The organism is Xanthomonas prunicola, from assembly GCF_002846205.1.
Taxonomy (GTDB): Bacteria; Pseudomonadota; Gammaproteobacteria; order Xanthomonadales; family Xanthomonadaceae; genus Xanthomonas; species Xanthomonas prunicola.
In genome coordinates this window covers 578831-598114 of record NZ_PHKV01000001.1, presented here as the reverse complement: position 1 = coordinate 598114, position 19284 = coordinate 578831, and the positions used below count along the sequence as shown (strand labels likewise).

Sequence of the window (19284 nt, the reverse complement as noted above, 5' to 3'; positions counted from 1 at the left end):
GGAGAGCCAATCGCGTCGGTGCGCAGCGCCACGTGCAGGTGCCCTCACCCGGACACCGTGCGACCACGCTGCCAGCCGGCGCCGAGGACTAATTAGGAACGTTTCGCGATGATCTCCGGTATTTCCCGCCGTAAGAAGCGCAAGCTCAAATCCGACATCAACGTCGTGCCGTATATCGACGTGATGCTGGTGCTGCTGATCATCTTCATGGTGACCGCACCATTGCTGACCCTCAGCACCGACGTCAGTCTGCCCAGCTCGCGCGCCAAGGCGCTGGAGAGCAAGCAGGACCCGGTCGTGGTGGTGGTCGCCGCCGATGGCAAATTGGCCCTGCAACTGCCCAAGGGCAAGCCGCAGGCGATGGACGTGGCCGCGCTGCAGGCGCAGCTGGCTGCCATCTTGGCGCAAGACAAGGATGCGCGTGTGGTGGTCGCAGGCGATCGCGCCGCGTCGTACCAGAAGATCATGGACGCCATCGATGTGCTCAAGCAGGCCAAGGTCGAGAAGGTGGGCCTGATTTCCGACTCCGGCGGCACTGCAGGCAGCGATGCACGCTGACGCACTCCCTACGCAGACGGCGCGCGATGACGGCTGGTTTCGACCGGTCGTCCTGGCATTGGTCGTGCACGTGCTGGTCGCGCTGGTGTTTATCGCCGGCTGGCTGTGGTCGCCTGAACGCTCGGTCGAACCGGCCGCCGGCGACCCCAGCATGGAGGCGTCGCTGGACGTGTCCGCCGCTGATGCACGGGTTGCACGCCAGGCATTGAAGGCCACGCCGGTCGAAACGCCGCCACCGCCGGCGCCATTGCCCGAACCCGCGCCGGAAGACAGCGTGCCACCGCCGCAGCCGATTCCCGAGACGCGTCCGCAGGATGCGCCCACGCCACAGCAGGCGCAGGCGCAGGAGCGTGTCGCTCAGCCCGACAAGGTCGACCAAGATCGGGTCGACGCATTGGCCATTTCCGCCGAAAAGGCCAAGCAGGAACAGGAAGCCAAGCGCCGTCAGGAGCAGATCGATCTGACCGAGCGCAAGCGCCAGGAAGAGGCCGAGCAGAAATTGCGCCTGGCCAAGCAGCAGGAAGAAGCCGACGCCAAGAAGAAGCAGGCGGCCGCGCAGCAGGCGGCCGAAGACGCCGAACGCCAGAAGAAGATCGCCGACATCCGTCGTCAGCGCGCGCAAGCCGATAAGGAAATGGCGCTGGCCGAGCAAAAGCTGCGCCAGGTTGCTGCCGCACGTGCGCAGCAGGCCTCTGCGGCGGCCGCGACCAGCGCGCAGCCGACCGCAGGGCAGGGTGGTACCAGCACCGATCTGTCGGCCAAGTACGCGGCGGCGATCCAGCAGAAGGTGTTGGCGCAGTGGGTGCGCCCACCGTCGGTGCCGCCGGGCCAGAAGTGCACGATCAACATCCGTCAGTTGCCGGGCGGCAGCGTGATGGAGGCCAAGGTCGCGCCGGGCTGCCCCTACGACGAGGCCGGTCAGCGCTCGATCGAGGCGGCCGTGTTGAGTGCCCAGCCATTGCCATACCGTGGGTTTGAATCGGTGTTCCAGCGCAATCTGACCTTCGTATTCACCGCGCAGGATCAGTAATGATCGTCGTCGGGTTGCGGCTGCCATCGGCGCCGCAGCCTGATGCGGTGGAAGGGGTGCTGGTCCCGGTGCGCGCACTGCCACCCCAAAAGGCAGCGTGCGAGCGGCACGCCATGGCGATTGTTCAAGGGTGCCGCCCACGTTGCTACACGATCGCTCGCTCCATGTTCACGCCAACTCATTCACGATTGCGCGTATGTTCACTCGTTGATTGCTATCCCTTGCACACTTTTCCTGCCCGATCCGAGCCGTCCATGAAGAAACCGCTGCGTTGGCTAGCTGCCTTGACCGCCCTGTTGTTGCCGCTGAGCGCGCTCGCCCAGCAGCAAGGCCTCACCATCGATATCGTCGGCGGTAGCGCTTCGGCCACGCCGATCGCTGTCATCCCCATGCCGTATCAAGGCTCCGGTACCGCGCCGCAGACCGACGTGTCTGCCGTGGTCGGCGCAGACCTGGACCGTTCCGGCCAGTTCCGCACGCTGCCTGCCGCGCAGATCGTCGAAAAGCCGACCCGTGGCACCGAGGTGCAGTTCCAGACTTGGCGCACTCTCAAGCAGAACTACATCGTGGTCGGCCGCGTCATGGACGCTGGTGAGGGCGCCTACCGCGTGGAGTACGAGCTGTTCGATGTCGCGAAGGGCGAGCGCATGCTGGGCCTGGCGATGACCGCGCGTGCTAACGCAATGCGCGATGTCTCGCACCAGATGGCTGATGCCATCTACGAAAAGATCACCGGCGTGCGCGGCGCGTTCTGGACCCGCATTGCCTACGTGACCGCCAGCGGCAAGGGCGGCGCCATGCGTTATGCGCTGATGGTTGCCGATTCGGATGGCTACAACCCGCAGACCATCGTGCGGTCGGCCGAACCGTTGCTGTCGCCGAACTGGAGCCCGGATGGCAAGAAGCTGGCCTATGTAAGCTTTGAGCGCGGCAATTCGTCGATCTACCTGCAGGACATCGCCACCGGCGCACGCGAACTGGTTTCCAGCTTCCGCGGCATCAACGGCGCACCGTCTTTCTCGCCGGATGGCCGTCGCCTGGCGCTGGCGCTGTCGCGCAGTGGCAATCCGGAAATTTACGTGATGGACCTGGGCAGCAAACAGCTGACCCAGCTCACCAATCACTTCGGCATCGACACCGAGCCGACCTGGGCTCCAGATGGCGGCAGCATCTACTTCACCTCTGATCGCGGCGGCCGTCCGCAGATCTACCAGGTGGCGGCCAGCGGCGGCAGCGCCAATCGCGTGACCTTCCAGGGCAATTACAACGCCACCGCCAGCGTGTCGTTCGACGGCAAGAAGATTGCCGTGGCACAGGGCAGTGGCAACACCTACCGCATCGCGATGATGGACCGCAGCCTGGGTTCGCCCAGCTGGAGCACGCTATCACCGGGTTCGCTGGACGAATCCCCGAGCTTCGCGCCTAACGCCAGCATGGTGTTGTACGCGGCACGCGAAGGCGGCCGCGGCGTGCTGTACGCCGTCTCTTCCGACGCTCGGGTTCGCCAGCGTCTGGTGCTGGCCGACGGCGATGTGAGAGAACCCGCATGGGGGCCTTACCGAACCGCGCATTAATGTTAATATTTCGCTGCGTTAAACCACTCATTGGCCCAGAGCCTCCATAGGTACCCCATGAACAAGTCCACCCGCGTCTTGCTTGTCTCCCTGCTGTCCGTCGCCGTGCTGGCTGGTTGCTCGAAGAAGGTGAAGGAAACTCCGCCTCCTGCAACTGATACCACCGCTGGTTCCTCGGTTCCCACCGGCCCGTCCACCTCTGGCCTGTACGGCCCGGGCGACCTGGATACCGATGCCTGCCTGCGTCAGCGCGTTGTCTACTTCGATCTGGATCAGGACTCCCTGAAGCCGGAATTCCAGGCCATCATGGCTTGCCACGCCAAGTACCTGCGCGACCGTCCTTCCTCGCGCATCACCCTGCAGGGCAATGCTGACGAGCGCGGTTCGCGCGAGTACAACATGGGTCTGGGCGAGCGTCGCGGCAATGCCGTGTCGTCGTCGCTGCAGGCTGCCGGTGGTTCGGCCAGCCAGCTGACCGTTGTCAGCTACGGCGAAGAGCGTCCGGTCTGCACTGAGTCGAGCGAAAGCTGCTGGTCGCAGAACCGTCGCGTCGAAATCGTGTACACGGCTCAGTAAGAAGCGATGCGCTTTCGAGTGACATCCCTGTTCGTCGCGGCGGCCCTTGTGGTCGCCGCGCCGGCATACGCGCAGCGAGCCAGTCTCGCTGATCGTGTGGCCGTGCTCGAGCAGCAGCAGGCCAATAGTCAGGCCAATAACGATCTCCTCAATCAGCTGCAGCAGGCACGTTCGGACCTGCAGGCGTTGCGGGCGACCGTCGAACAGCTGCAGCATGACAACGAGCAACTCAAGCAGCAGTCCAAGGACCAATATCTGGACCTGGACGGACGTCTGAATCGGTTGGAAGGTGCAGGTGGTGCGACTCCGCCATTGCCCCCAGCGACCGGCAGCGTCACTCCGGCCCCGGCACCTGCCGCGCGGCCTGCAGCGGCGGCAACTTCCGAGAAGCCGCCTACCGTCCATGGTGACCCAGGCACCCTGGCTGTCAGCAATGACGAACGTACTGCCTACAACGTCGCTTTCGATGCGTTGAAGAACGGCAAGTACGACGATGCCTCGCAGCTGTTTCTGAGCTTTCTGGAGCTCTATCCCAACGGCGTCTACACCCCCAATGCCTTGTATTGGCTGGGCGAGAGTTATTACGCCACCCGCAATTTCCAGCTTGCCGAGGCGCAGTTTCGCGATCTCGTCAGCCGTTATCCCACGCATGACAAGGCCGCTGGCGGCCTGTTGAAGCTCGGCCTGTCGCAGTACGGCGAAGGCAAGAACAACGAAGCGCAGCAGACCTTGCAGCAGGTCGCCTCGCAATATCCCGGTTCCGATGCGGCACGCGTCGCGCAGGAACGCCTGCAGTCCATCCGTCTCGGCCAGCAACTGCGCTGAGCCTGCGCGTCGGTGCCTGTCGGCACGGCGCATACTTTGCCCATGAACGCCGCCGCCGTCCCTAGTGAGATCATTCAATCGCCCTTGCCGCGATTGAAGATCACCGAAATCTTTTTGTCCTTGCAAGGCGAAGCCGAGGCCGCCGGCTGGCCGACGGTGTTCGTGCGCCTGACCGGCTGTCCGTTGCGCTGCCTGTATTGCGATACCGCTTACGCCTTCCATGGTGGTGAGTGGCATGACATCGACGCCATCGTCGCCGAAGTCGCCAGTCATGGCGTGCGCCATGTCTGCGTGACTGGCGGGGAGCCACTGGCGCAGAAGCGCTGTCTGGTCTTGCTGCAGAAACTCTGCGATGCCGGTTACGACGTGTCGCTGGAGACCTCCGGTGCGCTGGACGTGTCTGCCGTCGATCCACGCGTTTCGCGCGTGGTCGACGTCAAGACCCCCGCATCCGGCGAAGAAGCACGCAACCGCTGGGAAAACCTGCCGCTGCTGACCGCGCGCGACCAGATCAAGTTCGTGATCTGTAGCCGTGCCGATTACGACTGGTCGCGCGAGATCGTGGCTGCGCACGCGCTGCATCGCCGCTGCACGGTGTGGTTTTCGCCCAGCAAGAGTGAAGTCAGCCCGCGACAGCTCGCCGATTGGATCGTCGCCGACCGCCTGCCGGTGCGCTTCCAGATGCAGCTGCACAAGCTGCTTTGGAATGATGAGCCTGGGCGCTGAGAATCAAGCGCGCGGTAGCGTGACGGTACACCTGCGCCCGCACCCTTGCACGGTCGCCAGAATATTGCGCTATTGCGGCGTGGACGCCTTCCTGCGGAGCGATGAAAGTCGCTGAACGCTTTGCCAGAGATGGTGGGCCGTGATGGATTCGAACCATCGACCAAAAGATTAAAAGTCTTCTGCTCTACCGACTGAGCTAACGGCCCACTGACCCGACATTGCGTCGGGGTGCGCATTCTACCCTACGCGGGCATCAAGATAAAATGGCGTAGTGGGTGGGGTCGGGAATGCCGGCATCGGCGAAGCCGGCAGCGCGCAGGCGGCATGCGTCGCAGTGGCCGCAGGCTCGTCCTTCGGGGTCGGCACGGTAGCAAGAGACGGTGAGGCCGAAGTCCACGCCCAGGCGCACGCCTTCACGGACGATGTCGGCTTTGCTGAGGAACTGCAGCGGTGCGTGGACGCGCAGCCCTGCGCCTTCCACGCCTGCCTTGGTGGCCAGATTGGCCAACACTTCGAAGGCACGGACGAACTCGGGGCGGCAATCCGGGTAGCCCGAGTAGTCCACCGCATTGACCCCGCAAAACAGGTCATTTGCCCCGACGACCTCGGCCCAACCGAGCGCCAGCGACAGCATGATGGTGTTGCGCGCGGGCACATACGTGACCGGGATGCCGTCGCCACCGGCATCGGGGACGTCGATGTCGTCGGTCAGTGCCGAGCCGCCGATGCTGCGCAGGTCCACGTCGACCACCTTGTGCTCACTGATGCCCTGCGCGGCGGCAACGCGCGCGGCGGCATCCAGTTCCGAGGTGTGGCGCTGGCCATAGCGCACGCTCAGCGCATGGACGGCAAAGCCCTGTTCCTGCGCAAGTGCGATGACGGCGGCGGAATCCATGCCACCGGACAACAGAACAACGGCTTTTTTCATGACGAATCGGCAATCACTGCGGAATAGGGCCGAAGGCTATCAGGGACGGCGGTGCGGGGCGACCAGGCGGTCGATCAGTGGTCCGGAGTTGGGGAGTGAAGGTTCGGACGGCGGGGCACGGACGATTGGAATGTGCCTGTGCTATCGGTTCGGTTGCTGCCCGTTTTTTCCGGGCGGCGGCGCGCGCGTTACGCTCCATGGCACGTCAGATGCGCATGATCGGGCGTTCACGTGCGTCCATTTATCGTTCGCGTCAATTTCAGGACCATGACGCAATGGCCGAGCATCAGGAAGACGCAGCGAAGTCGCGCATTTATGAGGCCTTGCTACAGGCAACACCGGATCTTTTGTACGTATTCGACATCCAGCATCGCTTCGTCTACGCCAACCAGGCGTTGTTGACGATGTGGGGCATGCGCTGGGAAGACGCCTGTGGCAAAACCTGCCTGGAATTGGGCTACGAGCCCTGGCATGCGGCCATGCACGATGAAGAAATCGAGCGGGTGATCGCAACGCGCCAGCCGGTGCGCGGCGAAGTGCCATTCCCGCATACGATCAACGGCCTGCGTGTCTACGACTACATCTTCACTCCGGTGTTCGGGCCTGAGGGCAAGGTCGAAGCGATCGCCGGCGCTACGCGCGACATCACCGAGCACAAGCAGCACGAACAGCATCTGCAATTGTTGATCAACGAACTCAACCATCGGGTCAAGAATTCGCTGGTGATGGTGCAATCCTTGGCGCGGCAGTCGTTCACCAACGCCGCCAGTCTTGCCGACGCACAGGAAAAGCTCGATGCGCGCCTGCTGGCGCTATCGCGGGCACACGACACGCTCACGCGCGAGAACTGGGTCAGCGCCGACATGCTGGAGCTGACCCGCGACGCGGCCGCGCTTTACGAATCAAGCGAGAGTCAGCGTTTCACCCTGCGGGGCGGCTCGTGCCGGCTGGATCCGCGGCGCGCACTGGCGCTGTCGATGGCGCTGCACGAACTGTGCACCAATGCGCTCAAGCATGGCGCGTTGTCGTCGCCGGCTGGGAACGTGCTGGTGTCGTGGGAGCGCAGTACACGCGGCGAGCAGGAGCTGCTTGAGCTCGTCTGGCAGGAGGCGGGTGGGCCGCCCGTGCAGCCGCCCACGCGCAAGGGGTTCGGTACGCGTCTTCTGGAGCGTGGTTTGAAGCACGACCTCAAGGGCGAGGTCGATCTGTCCTTCGAACCGGCTGGCGTGTGCTTCCGTGTCTCCATTCCGTTGCCGCCCGAGCTTGCCGAGGCACATCCATGACCATGCGGGTGCTCCTGGTCGAGGACGAGTCGTTGGTGGCGATGCTGCTGGAGGATTGCCTGGCGGAGTTGGGCTATGAGGTTGCGGAAACCGTCGGCGACGTGGACGCTGCGCTGCAGGCAGTGCAGGCAGGCAATCTCGATCTGGCGCTGCTGGACATCAACCTGGGCGGCACCTTGTCGTTTCCGATTGCAGAAGAGCTGGACGCGCGCGGCGTGCCTTACATCTTCGTGACCGGCTACGCGCAGGGCGGGATTCCTGAAAAGTACCGGCATCGGCATGGGCTGCAGAAGCCTTTCCATTTGCGCGATCTGAGACACGCGCTATCGCTGTTGCAGCAGCGTAGTGCCGATTGATCCTTGGCAGGTATTGCCGCAGTTGGATGACATTGGTCGCGGGTGACGCATTCGTGGCACCGCTGCCATGAGATGGGCGCGGATGGCGCGTTTGGAATCGCCTCCTGCGCATTGCCTACGCACCGAGCACGCGGCGAACGTGTCAGCTGTAGCCAGCGGACGAATGGAGCCGGCACAGTCGGCGTGTCGCAGGTGCTGGCAGGCGGGCGATGCGCAGGCGATGATACTGGTGGGTGTCCTGGTTATCTGCTGCCACGCAGGCTGGTGGCAGCAGCTTCGCGCAGTGCCTGGCTGAGTTGCTGCAAGGCGTTCGAGCGCACAGCGGCGTACTGCCAGTACAGCGGAACATCGAGCCAGCGGGTGGGGTCGATGATGACGACCTGCTTGTTGCGGACCGCCGGTATCACCATCGCTTCGGGTGCCAGGCACCAGCCCAGCCCACGTGCAGCGGCTTCGACAAAGCCGGTGGAGGTGGGCAGGTAATGCGTGGGCGGGGCCAGCCGGGTGCGCGTGATGCGCTTGACGAAGCGCGCCTGCAAGGTGTCCTTACGATTGAACACCATCATCGGCGCTTGGCCCAGCGCGGCGGCCGTAAAGCCACCCTTGAAGTGCGCAGCGACGAACGCTGCCGATGCGACTGCGTGGTACCGCATCACGCCCAACGCATGGACATTGCAGCCCTGCAATGGCGTGCGCTCGGAGGTGACCGCTCCCAGCACGCTGCCAGTACGCAGTAATTCCAGGGTGTGATCCTGGTCGTCCATCTGCACATCGAACAGGAAGCCGTGCGTCTGGTGCAGCGACGACAGCGCCTGCAGGAACCAGGTTTGTAGCGAGTCGTCATTAACCGCGATGGCCAGGGTGCGTGGATGGCCAGCGACGCCATCGCCAGGCAGAAAGTCGGCAATCGCTTCGGCTTGGAGTACCTGCATGGGTTTGAGCCGGCGCAACAGCCGTTCGCCGGCCGGCGTTGGCCGGCAAGGCGTTTTGCGCATGACCAGTACCTGCCCCAGCCGATCTTCGAGTGCCTTGATGCGCTGGGAGATGGCCGAGGGCGTCACCGCCAGGCGCTGAGCTGCGGCGTCGAAGCTGCCTTCGTCCAGGACGGCTGCAAATGCGGCCAGTTGCGGATGTAGAAGATCCATGCCGTCTCGCACATTAGAAGATCTAAACAACATACAGATTATTTAGTTTTCCTAATGTTTGGCCATGTCAGACGATGCATGCCTCGCTCGGAGACAGCAGCATGATCGTTCAAGCAATACTGGCCGGCTTTCTCGCTGGTGCCGGCCTCATCGTCGCGATCGGCGCGCAGAATGCGTTCGTGCTGCGACAAGGGCTCAAGCGTCAGCACGTGGGGCTGCTGGTGACGACCTGCGTACTTGGGGATATCGCGCTGATACTGCTCGGTGTTGCCGGAATCGGCGTGCTGGTGCAGCAATGGTCTGGCCTGCTGCAGCTGCTGCGTTACGCGGGCGCCGCGTTTCTGGCGGTATATGGGTGGATGGCCGCAGGTCGTGCCTGGCGTGGAGATGCTGCAATGGCGCCCGCAGAACAGGGCGAAGAACAGTGGCAACGCGCCATGCTCACCTGCCTGGCGTTTACCTTCCTCAACCCGCACGTCTATCTGGACACGATGGTCTTGCTTGGCAGCTTGTCAACGCATTACCCGGGCGCACTGCGCTGGACATTTGCACTGGGCGCGTGTCTGGCCAGCGTGATCTGGTTCTGCAGCCTGGGCTACGGCGCGCGCTTGTTGCAGCCGGTCTTCCGGCATCCGCGTGCGTGGCGGGTACTGGACGGACTGATCGCAGTGTTCATGCTGCTGCTCTGTGTGCTGTTGCTGTTGCCCTCGCACGCTACCCTAGCCTGATCGGCCATTGCCTGGAGCACTGGCATGCCGCCCTTGCGTATCACCACCGAAACGTCCGAGCTCCACGTGCCGCTGATCCACCGTTACTTGTCGCAGCACACCAGCTGGGCCAAAGACATTGGATTGCCGCTGGTGCAGCGTTCGATCGACAACTCACTTTGTTTTGGTGGTTTCATCGGCAGCGAACAGGTGGCGTTCGCGCGAGTGGTGTCCGATTACGCAACCTTCGCGTATCTGGGCGATGTGTTCGTATTGCCTGAGCACCAGGGTAGGGGCTATAGCAAGGTGCTGATGGACGCTGTCATGGCGCACCCAAGCTGCAGGGGCTGCGCCGGTTCAGCCTTGCCACCAGCGATGCGCACGCGCTCTATCGCGTTACGGCTTTACGCCGCCGCTGTTTCCCCAGTCGCTGATGGAGCGCTACTTTCCGGGGATGTATACCGCGTAGCTGAAGCAGCCAAGCGCGTTCTGGAGAAGGCGTTTGGCGCCAAACATCGATCCGCGCGCTGCGACTGCGGCCGGCAGCCACATCAGTACGCACGCGCCAGCTGCACTTTTTAGAGCAGCCAGCACGCCGCACCATTGCTCAGGCACTGCGCACCTTGTTCAGCAGATGCGCCACCGGTGCTGCTGCGCGCGCGTCTTCCCGGCGTACCTGTCGTGCATCGATCTTGAAGATGGCCACCGCGTCGGTGAGTTGCACGGCTTGCTCTTCCATCGCGCGTGCGGCAGCGGTGGCTTCTTCCACCAGCGCTGCATTCTGCTGCGTGGCCTCGTCCATGTGGGTGATGGTCTGATTGACCTGTTCGATGCCGGCAGATTGCTCCTGCGATGCCGCGGATATCTCACTCATGATGTCGGTGACGCGTTGCACGCTGGCCACCACATCGCCCATGGTCTTGCCGGCGCTGTGCACCAGTGCCGAGCCTTCGGCCACGCGTTGGACGGAATCGTCGATCAGGTCTTTAATCTCCTTCGCGGCGCCGGAAGAACGCTGCGCCAGCGTGCGCACTTCCGAAGCAACAACCGCGAAGCCACGGCCTTGTTCGCCTGCGCGGGCCGCTTCCACCGCGGCGTTCAGCGCAAGGATGTTGGTCTGGAAGGCAATGCCGTCGATGACGCTGATGATGTCGGCGATCTTCTTGGACGAGGCTTCGATACCGCTCATCGTTTGCACGACCTTACCCACCACATCGCCACCTTGCGAGGCCACGCGTGCGGCGCCGATCGCCAGCTGGTTGGCTTGACGTGCGCTCTCGGCATTCTGCTTGACGGTAGAGGTCAGCTCTTCCATCGAGGCAGCAGTTTCTTCCAGATTGGCTGCTTGCTGCTCTGTGCGTTGCGACAGGTCCTGGTTGCCGGCGGCAATCTCGCTGGCAGCTGCGTTGATCGACACCGCCGACTGCTGGATGTTGCCGACGATCTGCGCCAGCTGGCTTGCGGTTGCATTGGCATCGTCGCGCATCTGTGCGAACACGCCGCGGAACTGGCCACTCATGCGTGCGGTGAGGTCGCCCGCTGCGATCGATTGCAGCAATGCCGACAGCGATTGCAGGTTGCCGTCCGCGGTGGACATCAGGTGGTTGAGGCTCTCGACCATGATGCGGAAGTCGAACTGGAAGCGTTCGACATCACCACGCGCACTGAAATCCCCGTTGGCCGCTGCCTGCGCAAGATGCTTGATTTCGTGATTCATCGCCGACAGGTTGAGCTTGACCTGCGACATGGTGTTGCTGAAGACGGCTTTTTCGCCTGGCAGGGGTTGCATATCTTCGGAAAGTTCGCCAATGGCATAGCGCCCCATGATGCGCGCCAGGTCGTTCTGTACCGCCACGTGTGCGTCGACCAACAGGTTGGTGTCGTTGGCCATGCGGCCGTAGTCGCCCGGAAATGCGGAGGTATCGATCCGGAAGCTGATCTGGCCCTTGTCGTGATGCTTGGCCATGTCGGTCTGCGCCGCGATGAGGTTACGCAGCTGCAGTTGCATCTTGTCCATGGCCTGCAAAAGACGGCCGGTTTCATCCGTTGCGACGGTGTGCACATCGTTATGCAGATTGCCTGCCGCAATGGCTTCAGCAGTGCGTGTGGCCTGGCGCAGCGGCGTGGTCAGGCTGCGCGTAATCAGCCACGCAAGCAACGCACTGATCACCAGCGCAGCAATGCCGCCGCTCGCCAGAATGATTTTGCCGCGGTGCATGGAGGCGACCGCGGCGGAATACGCTTCTTTGCTGAGCCGACGTTCCAGTGCGGCGTTCGCGCGGATGGCAGCTTGTTGTTCGTTCATCGCCGTCGCTGCAGCGCCTTGCAACAACGCCTGCGCTTGCTGATTCTGGTCGCGCATGCCGTAGTCCAGAATCTGGTTGTTGAATTTGACCGAGATGTCGCGCTTTTCCTGGACCAGCTTCAGTGCGGCTTTTTCCAAGTCGCTGCTCGGCATCGCCGCCAGTGCGTCATGGGCCTGGTGATAACGCGTGCGGCTCTGTTCGATCATGGCAAGTGCAACGCGGTTGGCCGCATCGCCGGAAACCATCACGACGTCGCGCAAGCCGATCGCCACGTTGGTGTTGGCGTCGAGCATTTCGGAGGACGGCCGGATCCTTTCCATGTCGTTGTTGACGATGGTGTCCAGTTCGTAGCGGGCATTGGACATGGTGATCAGGCCGGTAGCCACCAGCAGGCCCGACAGCAGGATCAGAATGCCGAACGCCATTCCCAGGCGGCGGCCGACATTGAGGCGTTGCAAAAAGTCATTCATGACCGCGTCCCGGTAGTGCAACTGAGCAGCTCGGTGGATGCGGGGTGCATCGACTCAAGCGCCTTGCCCAGCTAGCGGCCGGAGTTTGCCGAGCTAAAGGCCGTCAATCGGAAATACTTACGGCCGATTCATTACATATCGGAAGTTTCCTGACAGCGACCTCCCGGGTCCTGACATGCGCGCTACAACGTGCGCATTCTTCAGGAGGTTGTTGCATTGAGGCATGTAATCGACATCACGATTTCCCGACATTTTACCGACGCAGCGATGCCCGGGTGATGTGCGCAAGGCACCGTTGGGGCGCAATGGTTGGTCGCGTTCGTCGGCAGATGACGGGCGCCAATCGCCGCCGACTCAGCGGTGCATGGGCGATGCGAAAGTACTAGCGAACGAGACGCGTGATGCGCATCGAGTGTTGTGGCGTTGCAGCACGCGTGCTGGCACGCAGCGTTCGCCGCAACTGGAACCATCGCGTACGCAGGTGGCGCGACGCGATGGCTGTGACCGTAGGCTCAGGCTTCCAGCGCGGCGAGCACGTCCGCATGCAGTTGCTCAGCGCCGCTCTCGCTGTTGAAGCGCGCAATGACTTCTTCGCCGGAGATCAGCCCGACCCGAACCGAGTGGCAGTAGGACCCGAAGCTTTCGCCTGCGTTGAACGGATCGCTGATGACGGAGATATGGTTGAGGCGGACCCGGGCGGTCCCGAACTTGATGAACATCTGCGATCTCCTAGGTGGACGTTAAGTTTCCCACTTTGTTGCACGGCACAGAAGCATTTGCTGATGCCAGGCCGCGCACCGCATGCGTCGATACGCTGCCACAGCCAGTGTCGGCCTGTGTATGGCCGGGTTTGCGGCGCATCGGTAGGCACTCCATTGCCGCATTGATCATCGATTCCCGCAGCCATTGAGCCAACACGTACACTGCGCTCCCCTGATGCTGAGCTCGCCCGATGTCCGATCCGATCCGTCTCGATAAATGCGTGGCTGCCGCGTTCGGCTGCTCGCGTGGCGAGGCCCAGCAATACATCGAGGGCGGCTGGGTGAGCGTGGACGGGGTGGTGGTCGAAGAACCGCAGGCACTGGCAACCGTGGCCCGGGTCACCCTGGCCGAAGACGCGGTGCTAGCACCGGCCGAGCCCGCCACCCTGCTGCTACACAAGCCGGCCGGAGTCTCCGCCGAGGCAGCGCTAGCACTGGCCACGCCAACAACGCGCAGCGCGTTGGATCAATTCGACACACGTGTGCTGAAGCGGCACTTTCTGCGCTTGAATGTGCCGCTGCCGCTGGAGGACGCCGCCAGCGGCCTGCTGATCCTGAGCCAGGACGGCCGCGTGCTACGCCGGCTGAGCGACGATGCCAGCTCCATCGAGCAGGAATTCCTGGTCGAAGTACATGGCGAATTGCGGCCATACGGTATGGCGCGATTGGCACACGGCCTTATCTATCAGCAGCGCAGCCTGTCGCCGTGCAAGGTGAGCTGGCAGAACGAAGACCGCCTTCGGTTTGCGATCAAGAACGTGCAGCCAGGCCAACTGCGCTACATGTGCGGCGAAGTGGGTCTGGAGGTTGTGAGCATTCGCCGCCTGCGCGTGGGCAGGGTGTCGCTGGGCAAATTGGCGATCGGTGAATGGCGCTATCTGCCGACGGGTGAGCGGTTCTGATTGCAGCACGATTGTGTGCGGCTAAGGCGCGTTTGTCGTGATATGTGGTGCGCAGATGCGTACCGAGCGCAAAAGCGATCTGAGCAATGGGAGCCTTGCAGTGCCGCCCTCTTCGCTCGCACAGACGCGTGGGCGACGGCTTCGGACCGAGCACTGCGTGCCCATGCGTTCGATAAGGACTTAGTGGAGCGCTTGATCAAGCAAAGGCCGACTGAAGTCGACCGACGCCTGAGTGATCTGCAATGACGCGGCGACTGTGTCGCAAGTGCAATCAGTCGCGGCCGTCACTGCATGCGTAGGTTATTTCGTGTTGCGCTTCTTTTTGGCGCGCGTGACCAGAAACAGCACAACGGCAATCACACCGACGACCAGAATGATGAAGGCCGGTGATAGAAACGAATTGTCGCCCATAAGAAACTCCTGACTGTCTTGCGCAGCACGGTGCTGCACTGACGTCAGCCTAGCGAGCAGCCTGCTTGATCGCGTGAAATGCGTGACGTGCTGCAGTGAAGGGCCGCGTATCACCCAGCGTTGACGACGCAAGCCTGCTGTTTTTCGAGCATCTGTCCATGTAGCCCGGAAGCTGGCATGGCGTTGCATCGATCACTACAGGCATGGACGAGCTGCCTTGCAGTGCGGGCGCGTGCGTCTGCAGTGTGATTCAACAATAAGAACAACCGCGCGGGAGATTGCGGTTAAGCAAGCGCTTGCGGTTTGAATGCAGGCACATGCAGGTGCACATGCTGCGCGGATGGATCACCAAGGAGGTAATGTGCGCAAGGAGGTCATGTGCGATCGTCGCGACGTCTGAAAGGCGGCCACTTGCAGCAGGACGCAGGTCTTCCAAACATCGGACCCAGCGATCAAGACCACTGCACGCAATCACACGCGCGCAGATCAGAAGAAAAGGCGTCATACCGGCCAGTCGCCTCCCAATCGCATCGATGTGCCGGCAGGGGCGTGCTCAGCGCCCCACGAGTTGAGCGGCCCAACAGGCCTCGTGTCCGGTGGCTAGAGTCTAAATGAGATGCTCGTCACGTAAATCAGGGGCGCGCCGACAGGCCGTCGGGGGGTTCCCGACAGCCGTGGCACATCCGTGCGGGTGACCGCTGCCTGTGCTCAGTGCCGCCAGCACACCTCACTGAAATGTGGAGGTGCAGCGGAAGCCGGAGCAATCGATCTGCACCGTGTTGCCACTGCTGCAGACCGCACTGAAGCGCGTGGCACTGGTCGCCTGCACGGTGCCGCATTGCAAGCCGCTGCTGATGCTCTGGGCGCGGATTGCTGCCGGCTCAGTTGACATGGACGGGCCTGCGGGCATGAGATTGCTGGCGGCACCGACAGGCGCTGCTGCAACGCCTGTCTGCATGGCGACGGCCGGTTCGTTTGCCAGCGGCAGCGTGACCGCGGCGTTGTGGGCGCCGCTACCGGAAGCGGCGTGTGCCGCAACGACGACACCTGGCGCATTCTCGCCCTGCAGCGGCTGGCCACGGTCTTCGCGATGGCGGTCGAAGCTCAGGGTCTGCCCGAACACCAGTTGGATCCAGCTCGGGTAGGTGTAGCCGGTGCCTTTGGTGTGATCGACGATGGCCCCGATCGCCCCGCCGATCAGGATGTTGCCCCAGATGCCCATGTTGGCGCGCGAGATGGAACGGCCTGCGGCAGCGCGTTGGCCGGGCAGCACGCAGGTCACATCCAGATCGTGCGCGGAACGGTGGACCTGTGCGGTCTGGCCGGACTTCAGCGCAACACGGCCTTTATCGTTGCTGATAGAGCAGTCGGCGCCTGCAATGAGTTGCCCGTCGGCCGTCTTGGTGTCGACGCGAATCGGCTGGGTGGCGTCATTCATGACCGTGGCGCAACCGCTCAACGCAGCCATGGCAATGGCTGCGGTCACTAGATGTTTCATGTTTTCCCCTGGCGTAAGACACGGCGGCGCCAGGCGGGCCTTGCGCCGCGTGCCTGGTACAACCGTGCGTGATCAATCCCCGTTGCCGGCGCATCGCGCGACGGCTGCCATTTCATACCGGGATTGCGGGCTGCCGTCCAGTCGCGGCCGCCAGTGTTATGCGGCCGGAGTCGCCAGCACGCGGTGCTTGGCCATCACGCTGCGGATCGCGCTCAGCAGCTGCTCGGGGGTGTAGGGCTTTTCCAGGAAGGCCACGCCGTCGGGCAGGATCTCTTCCACGTATTCGACGGCCAGGCCGGAGGTCAGCAGCACTGGCAGGTTGTACGGCGCATGCGCCGTCTTGATCGCCAGATCCACACCGGTCAAGCCGCCGGGGAAATGGATATCGGAAAACAGCACGTCGACGCGCGGATCGCTTTCGATCAAGTTCAACGCTTCTTCGACCGAGCCGGCGCTGCGGCAGGTAAAACCGTAGCTCTCCAGCACAAGGCAGCTGAGTTGTCGGGTGCCGTCCCCGTCTTCGACAACGAATACAACCGGCCGTTCCTTGTTCTGTGGCATGAGCAGGTCTCGTAAGGCAGGCCACATTCTCAGCGATGCGGCAGTGAACCCTCCGTCAACGCAGACGGAGCCGTATGGTTACCAGCCGAATGGGCCCGGGCCATAGCCGCCGGGTGCGTAACGCGGACCAAAGAGTGAGCCTTCACCGCGCCCGACACTGATGCTGACGCCGATCTGATGCGCCTTGCCGTCGTCGTCGTAATAAGTCTTGCAGGAATTCAGATTGACTGCCTGCCAGTTGCTATTGCCGCCGCGGCTGGAATAGCCCAGCCCGGTTTCCACCGCGCCGTGCAGCTTGCCCTGGCATTGTTCGGCGCGCTCGGCAGCGATCGATGCAGCGCTTGGCCGTGCCAGCGCCGGCTTGGGGCCGCTCTTGTCGCCGTAAAAGGTGCCCGGCGGGTCGGTGCTGTACTCCGGGTCGGAGCGGAGCTGCACCGGGGCTTGTGGAATGCTCAGGTCCAGGGAGCGTGGTGTCGCAGTTCCGGCGTTGCCATCGCTGGCTTGGGCCGACGCGCTTCCGGCGGCGACGCTGCCGGTGGCGAACAGGGTGACCAGGACAAGCAGGCTACGTTTCATCGGTTGGACTCTACGAAGAGGGGTTGGCCGCGCGTGCCAGCTCGCTGTGTGAAACTAGCAATGGCTGATTGAATGCGCGCTGTCGATCCTGCGGATTTTTGTGCCGTCGGCGGTGTTGTGGTGACACGCGCTGCCGCATCAGCCCTGTTCGCGGACGATCTCGATCAGCTGCGCGCCGTAGCGTGCCAGCTTGCCGCCGCCGATGCCGCCCACCCGCGACAGTGCGTCGATGCTCGTGGGCCGTTGTTCGGCGATGTTGCGCAATGTGCTGTCGTGGAAGATCACAAAGGCCGGCACGTTCTGTTCCTTGGCCAGTTCTGCGCGCAGGCCGCGCAAGGCGTTGAACAACACCAGGTCCTGCGCCTGCACCGGCAGCCCGGTGCGTTGCGCGCTGCGGTCGCGTCCGGCGGCCGGGTTTTCGCGCCGCATCATGACCTGGCGCTCGCCCTTGAGCACCTGGCGGCTGGCATCGGTGAGGCGCAGGCCGCCGTGACCCTCGCTGTCCACTTCCAGCAGGCTGGCGGCCACCAGTTGGCGAAACACCCCGCGCCAGGTGCGTTCGTCCAGGTCGCGGCCGATGCCGTAGGTGCTGAGCTGATCGTGCCCCAGCTGTTTGATGCGCTCGTTCTCGCTGCCACGCAGGATATCGATCAGATGGCCCACGCCGAACCGCTGGCCGCTGCGGTAGACGCAACTGAGCGCTTTCTGTGAGGCCACCGTGGCGTCCCAGGCAGCCGCCGGCGTCAGGCAGTTATCGCAGTTGCCGCAGGGTTTGGGATAGGTCTCGCCGAAACCGGCCAGCAGCACCTGGCGGCGGCATTGCATGGATTCGCAGTAGCCCAGCAGATGATCGAGCTTGGCGCGCTCCAGGCGCTTGCGCTCCTCGGCGGCTTCGCCTTGTTCGATCATTTGCTTGAGCAGCACCACATCGCCCAAACCGTAACAAAGCCAGGCTTCGGCAGGGTCGCCGTCGCGGCCGGCGCGGCCGGTTTCCTGGTAGTAGCCCTCCAGCGACTTGGGCAGATCCACATGCGCAACGAAGCGCACGTCCGGCTTGTCGATGCCCATGCCGAAGGCGATCGTGGCGGCCATGATGATGCCGTCCTCGCGCAGGAAGCGGCGCTGATTTTCTGCACGCACCTCGGCGGGCAGGCCAGCGTGATAGGGCAGCGCATTGAAACCCTGCGCGCACAGCTGCTGCGCGGTCTCTTCGACCTTGCGTCGCGACATCGCATACACAATGCCGGCGCAGCCGCGATAACGGCCCAGGAATTCCTGCAGCTGTTTGCGCGCGTTGTCCTTCTGCACCACGGTGTAGCGGATGTTGGGGCGGTCGAAGGAGCTGACGAAATGGCGCGCGTCCACCAGATCCAGGCGTTCGGCGATTTCGCGCTGGGTCGGCGGATCCGCGGTGGCGGTCAGCGCCATGCGCGGGATGTGCGGCCAGCGCTCGTGCAGCACGGTGAGCTGGCGGTATTCGGGGCGGAAGTCGTGGCCCCATTGCGAGACGCAATGCGCTTCGTCGATGGCGAACAGCGCAATGCGGCTACGTTCCAGCAACGAGAGGAAGCGTTGGGTCAGCAGCCGTTCTGGCGCGACGTACAGCAGGTCCAGATCGCCCGACAACAAGGCGCGTTCGACGCGTTGGGCGTTTTCTGCATCCAGCGTGGAATTAAGAAATTCAGCGCGCACGCCGAGCTGGCGCAGGGCCTCGACCTGGTCCTGCATCAATGCGATCAACGGCGAAACCACGATGCCGATGCCATCGCGCAACAGCGCCGGCACCTGGTAGCACAGCGATTTGCCGCCGCCGGTGGGCATCAGGACCAGGGCGTCGTTGCCGGCAGCGACGTGTTCGACGATGGCCTGTTGCGGGCCGCGGAAATCGTCGTAACCGAAGACGCGGCTGAGCAGTTCGTGGGCGGGGGAAGACATCCGCCTAGGATACCGTGCGGATCAAGCCCTGGTCGGTGTCATGCCGGCAGCGTTGCCCGATAGCGGGTCGGAGATTGCCGCGATGTGGCGGACGTGGCTGGCGAATGCGCACATGGGGTGTGGCTGGGGTGGAGCGTGCGGCGCAGTGCAGGGCCG

19 protein-coding genes and 1 tRNA gene are annotated in these 19284 nt (G+C 63.3%); 11 read left to right on the top strand and 9 right to left on the bottom strand.

Translation table 11 applies throughout. The annotated features are described in order from the left end of the window. Positions 1 to 108 precede the first annotated feature (108 nt). The 6 genes from tolR to queE all read left to right on the top strand — a co-directional run bounded on the left by tolR (position 109) and on the right by queE (position 5289). Complete coding sequence (gene tolR, locus XpruCFBP8353_RS02690) at positions 109 to 558, top strand: protein TolR (RefSeq protein WP_101361804.1); 450 nt, start codon at positions 109 to 111, stop codon at positions 556 to 558. Further along, on the top strand, positions 548 to 1588 hold the full coding sequence (gene tolA, locus XpruCFBP8353_RS02685) for a cell envelope integrity protein TolA (RefSeq protein ID WP_101361803.1): 1041 nt from the start codon (positions 548 to 550) through the stop codon (positions 1586 to 1588). The genes tolR and tolA overlap by 11 nt, the downstream gene beginning before the upstream one ends. Positions 1589 to 1842: 254 nt before the next feature. Then, positions 1843 to 3162: a Tol-Pal system beta propeller repeat protein TolB gene (tolB, locus tag XpruCFBP8353_RS02680; RefSeq protein ID WP_003482565.1), complete on the top strand. Its 1320-nt coding sequence runs from the start codon at positions 1843 to 1845 to the stop codon at positions 3160 to 3162. Between the two features lie 57 nt (positions 3163 to 3219). Next, positions 3220 to 3738, top strand: coding sequence for a peptidoglycan-associated lipoprotein Pal (gene pal, locus XpruCFBP8353_RS02675; protein ID WP_101361802.1), 519 nt, complete (start codon positions 3220 to 3222; stop codon positions 3736 to 3738). A 6-nt stretch (positions 3739 to 3744) separates the two neighbouring features. Then, on the top strand, positions 3745 to 4563 hold the full coding sequence (gene ybgF / locus XpruCFBP8353_RS02670) for a tol-pal system protein YbgF (protein WP_101361801.1): 819 nt from the start codon (positions 3745 to 3747) through the stop codon (positions 4561 to 4563). Positions 4564 to 4605: 42 nt separating this feature from the next. Then, positions 4606 to 5289, top strand: coding sequence for a 7-carboxy-7-deazaguanine synthase QueE (gene queE, locus XpruCFBP8353_RS02665; protein WP_101361800.1), 684 nt, complete (start codon positions 4606 to 4608; stop codon positions 5287 to 5289). A gap of 130 nt (positions 5290 to 5419) precedes the next feature. Here queE and XpruCFBP8353_RS02660 read toward each other — a convergent pair. Beyond that, a tRNA-Lys gene (locus XpruCFBP8353_RS02660) sits at positions 5420 to 5495 on the bottom strand. A 47-nt stretch (positions 5496 to 5542) separates the two neighbouring features. Continuing rightward, positions 5543 to 6217, bottom strand: a complete 675-nt coding sequence (queC, locus tag XpruCFBP8353_RS02655) for a 7-cyano-7-deazaguanine synthase QueC (RefSeq protein ID WP_101361799.1) — start codon at positions 6215 to 6217, stop codon at positions 5543 to 5545. Between the two features lie 275 nt (positions 6218 to 6492). Between queC and XpruCFBP8353_RS02650 the strand changes: the two genes are divergently transcribed. Next, positions 6493 to 7500, top strand: coding sequence for a sensor histidine kinase (locus XpruCFBP8353_RS02650; protein WP_101362442.1), 1008 nt, complete (start codon positions 6493 to 6495; stop codon positions 7498 to 7500). Beyond that, positions 7497 to 7856: a response regulator gene (locus tag XpruCFBP8353_RS02645; protein ID WP_101361798.1), complete on the top strand. Its 360-nt coding sequence runs from the start codon at positions 7497 to 7499 to the stop codon at positions 7854 to 7856. Before XpruCFBP8353_RS02650 ends, XpruCFBP8353_RS02645 begins: the two co-directional genes overlap by 4 nt. Positions 7857 to 8098: 242 nt before the next feature. Here XpruCFBP8353_RS02645 and XpruCFBP8353_RS02640 read toward each other — a convergent pair whose 3' ends face one another. After that, the gene (locus XpruCFBP8353_RS02640) at positions 8099 to 9001 is read right to left on the bottom strand and encodes a LysR family transcriptional regulator ArgP (RefSeq protein WP_101361797.1); all 903 of its coding nucleotides are present in this window, start codon (positions 8999 to 9001) and stop codon (positions 8099 to 8101) included. A gap of 101 nt (positions 9002 to 9102) precedes the next feature. Here XpruCFBP8353_RS02640 and XpruCFBP8353_RS02635 point away from each other — a divergent pair, with 101 nt between their 5' ends. Next, positions 9103 to 9729, top strand: a complete 627-nt coding sequence (locus XpruCFBP8353_RS02635; protein ID WP_101362441.1) for a LysE/ArgO family amino acid transporter — start codon at positions 9103 to 9105, stop codon at positions 9727 to 9729. Positions 9730 to 9762: 33 nt separating this feature from the next. Further along, complete coding sequence (locus tag XpruCFBP8353_RS02630) at positions 9763 to 10290, top strand: GNAT family N-acetyltransferase (protein WP_343124825.1); 528 nt, start codon at positions 9763 to 9765, stop codon at positions 10288 to 10290. Between the two features lie 25 nt (positions 10291 to 10315). Here XpruCFBP8353_RS02630 and XpruCFBP8353_RS02625 read toward each other — a convergent pair whose 3' ends face one another. Both XpruCFBP8353_RS02625 and XpruCFBP8353_RS02615 read right to left on the bottom strand, forming a co-directional pair. After that, a complete protein-coding gene (locus tag XpruCFBP8353_RS02625; protein ID WP_101361796.1) occupies positions 10316 to 12484 on the bottom strand; it encodes a methyl-accepting chemotaxis protein in 2169 nt (722 codons plus the stop codon). A 512-nt stretch (positions 12485 to 12996) separates the two neighbouring features. Then, entirely contained in the window at positions 12997 to 13203 is a 207-nt protein-coding gene (locus XpruCFBP8353_RS02615) for a hypothetical protein (RefSeq protein ID WP_101361794.1), read from the bottom strand. 233 nt (positions 13204 to 13436) lie between these two features. Between XpruCFBP8353_RS02615 and XpruCFBP8353_RS02610 the strand changes: the two genes are divergently transcribed. Next, positions 13437 to 14147 carry an rRNA pseudouridine synthase gene (locus XpruCFBP8353_RS02610; RefSeq protein ID WP_101361793.1) on the top strand — a complete coding sequence of 237 codons (711 nt, stop codon included), beginning with the start codon at positions 13437 to 13439 and terminating at the stop codon, positions 14145 to 14147. Between the two features lie 1138 nt (positions 14148 to 15285). On the opposite strand, the gene XpruCFBP8353_RS24205 is transcribed toward XpruCFBP8353_RS02610, so the two are convergent. The 4 genes from XpruCFBP8353_RS24205 to recQ all read right to left on the bottom strand — a co-directional run bounded on the left by XpruCFBP8353_RS24205 (position 15286) and on the right by recQ (position 19128). After that, positions 15286 to 16056: a hypothetical protein gene (locus tag XpruCFBP8353_RS24205; RefSeq protein ID WP_243391032.1), complete on the bottom strand. Its 771-nt coding sequence runs from the start codon at positions 16054 to 16056 to the stop codon at positions 15286 to 15288. Between the two features lie 156 nt (positions 16057 to 16212). After that, positions 16213 to 16617, bottom strand: a complete 405-nt coding sequence (locus tag XpruCFBP8353_RS02590) for a response regulator (protein ID WP_101361791.1) — start codon at positions 16615 to 16617, stop codon at positions 16213 to 16215. Positions 16618 to 16695: 78 nt separating this feature from the next. Beyond that, the gene (locus tag XpruCFBP8353_RS02585; RefSeq protein WP_101361790.1) at positions 16696 to 17193 is read right to left on the bottom strand and encodes a hypothetical protein; all 498 of its coding nucleotides are present in this window, start codon (positions 17191 to 17193) and stop codon (positions 16696 to 16698) included. A 138-nt stretch (positions 17194 to 17331) separates the two neighbouring features. Further along, positions 17332 to 19128 (bottom strand): DNA helicase RecQ, encoded by a 1797-nt coding sequence (recQ, locus tag XpruCFBP8353_RS02580; RefSeq protein ID WP_101361789.1) that lies wholly within the window; start codon positions 19126 to 19128, stop codon positions 17332 to 17334. Between the last annotated feature and the right edge of the window lie 156 nt (positions 19129 to 19284).

Excerpts from the sequence above, each read along its gene's own strand:
- tolR (WP_101361804.1), top strand. The coding sequence starts at position 109 with ATGATCTCCGGTATTTCCCGCCGTAAGAAGCGCAAGCTCAAATCCGAC.
- tolA (WP_101361803.1), top strand. The coding sequence starts at position 548 with ATGCACGCTGACGCACTCCCTACGCAGACGGCGCGCGATGACGGCTGG.
- tolB (WP_003482565.1), top strand. The coding sequence starts at position 1,843 with ATGAAGAAACCGCTGCGTTGGCTAGCTGCCTTGACCGCCCTGTTGTTG.
- pal (WP_101361802.1), top strand. The coding sequence starts at position 3,220 with ATGAACAAGTCCACCCGCGTCTTGCTTGTCTCCCTGCTGTCCGTCGCC.
- ybgF (WP_101361801.1), top strand. The coding sequence starts at position 3,745 with ATGCGCTTTCGAGTGACATCCCTGTTCGTCGCGGCGGCCCTTGTGGTC.
- queE (WP_101361800.1), top strand. The coding sequence starts at position 4,606 with ATGAACGCCGCCGCCGTCCCTAGTGAGATCATTCAATCGCCCTTGCCG.
- queC (WP_101361799.1), bottom strand. The coding sequence starts at position 6,217 with ATGAAAAAAGCCGTTGTTCTGTTGTCCGGTGGCATGGATTCCGCCGCC.
- XpruCFBP8353_RS02650 (WP_101362442.1), top strand. The coding sequence starts at position 6,493 with ATGGCCGAGCATCAGGAAGACGCAGCGAAGTCGCGCATTTATGAGGCC.
- XpruCFBP8353_RS02645 (WP_101361798.1), top strand. The coding sequence starts at position 7,497 with ATGACCATGCGGGTGCTCCTGGTCGAGGACGAGTCGTTGGTGGCGATG.
- XpruCFBP8353_RS02640 (WP_101361797.1), bottom strand. The coding sequence starts at position 9,001 with ATGGATCTTCTACATCCGCAACTGGCCGCATTTGCAGCCGTCCTGGAC.
- XpruCFBP8353_RS02635 (WP_101362441.1), top strand. The coding sequence starts at position 9,103 with ATGATCGTTCAAGCAATACTGGCCGGCTTTCTCGCTGGTGCCGGCCTC.
- XpruCFBP8353_RS02625 (WP_101361796.1), bottom strand. The coding sequence starts at position 12,484 with ATGAATGACTTTTTGCAACGCCTCAATGTCGGCCGCCGCCTGGGAATG.
- XpruCFBP8353_RS02615 (WP_101361794.1), bottom strand. The coding sequence starts at position 13,203 with ATGTTCATCAAGTTCGGGACCGCCCGGGTCCGCCTCAACCATATCTCC.
- XpruCFBP8353_RS02610 (WP_101361793.1), top strand. The coding sequence starts at position 13,437 with ATGTCCGATCCGATCCGTCTCGATAAATGCGTGGCTGCCGCGTTCGGC.
- XpruCFBP8353_RS24205 (WP_243391032.1), bottom strand. The coding sequence starts at position 16,056 with ATGAAACATCTAGTGACCGCAGCCATTGCCATGGCTGCGTTGAGCGGT.
- XpruCFBP8353_RS02590 (WP_101361791.1), bottom strand. The coding sequence starts at position 16,617 with ATGCCACAGAACAAGGAACGGCCGGTTGTATTCGTTGTCGAAGACGGG.
- XpruCFBP8353_RS02585 (WP_101361790.1), bottom strand. The coding sequence starts at position 17,193 with ATGAAACGTAGCCTGCTTGTCCTGGTCACCCTGTTCGCCACCGGCAGC.
- recQ (WP_101361789.1), bottom strand. The coding sequence starts at position 19,128 with ATGTCTTCCCCCGCCCACGAACTGCTCAGCCGCGTCTTCGGTTACGAC.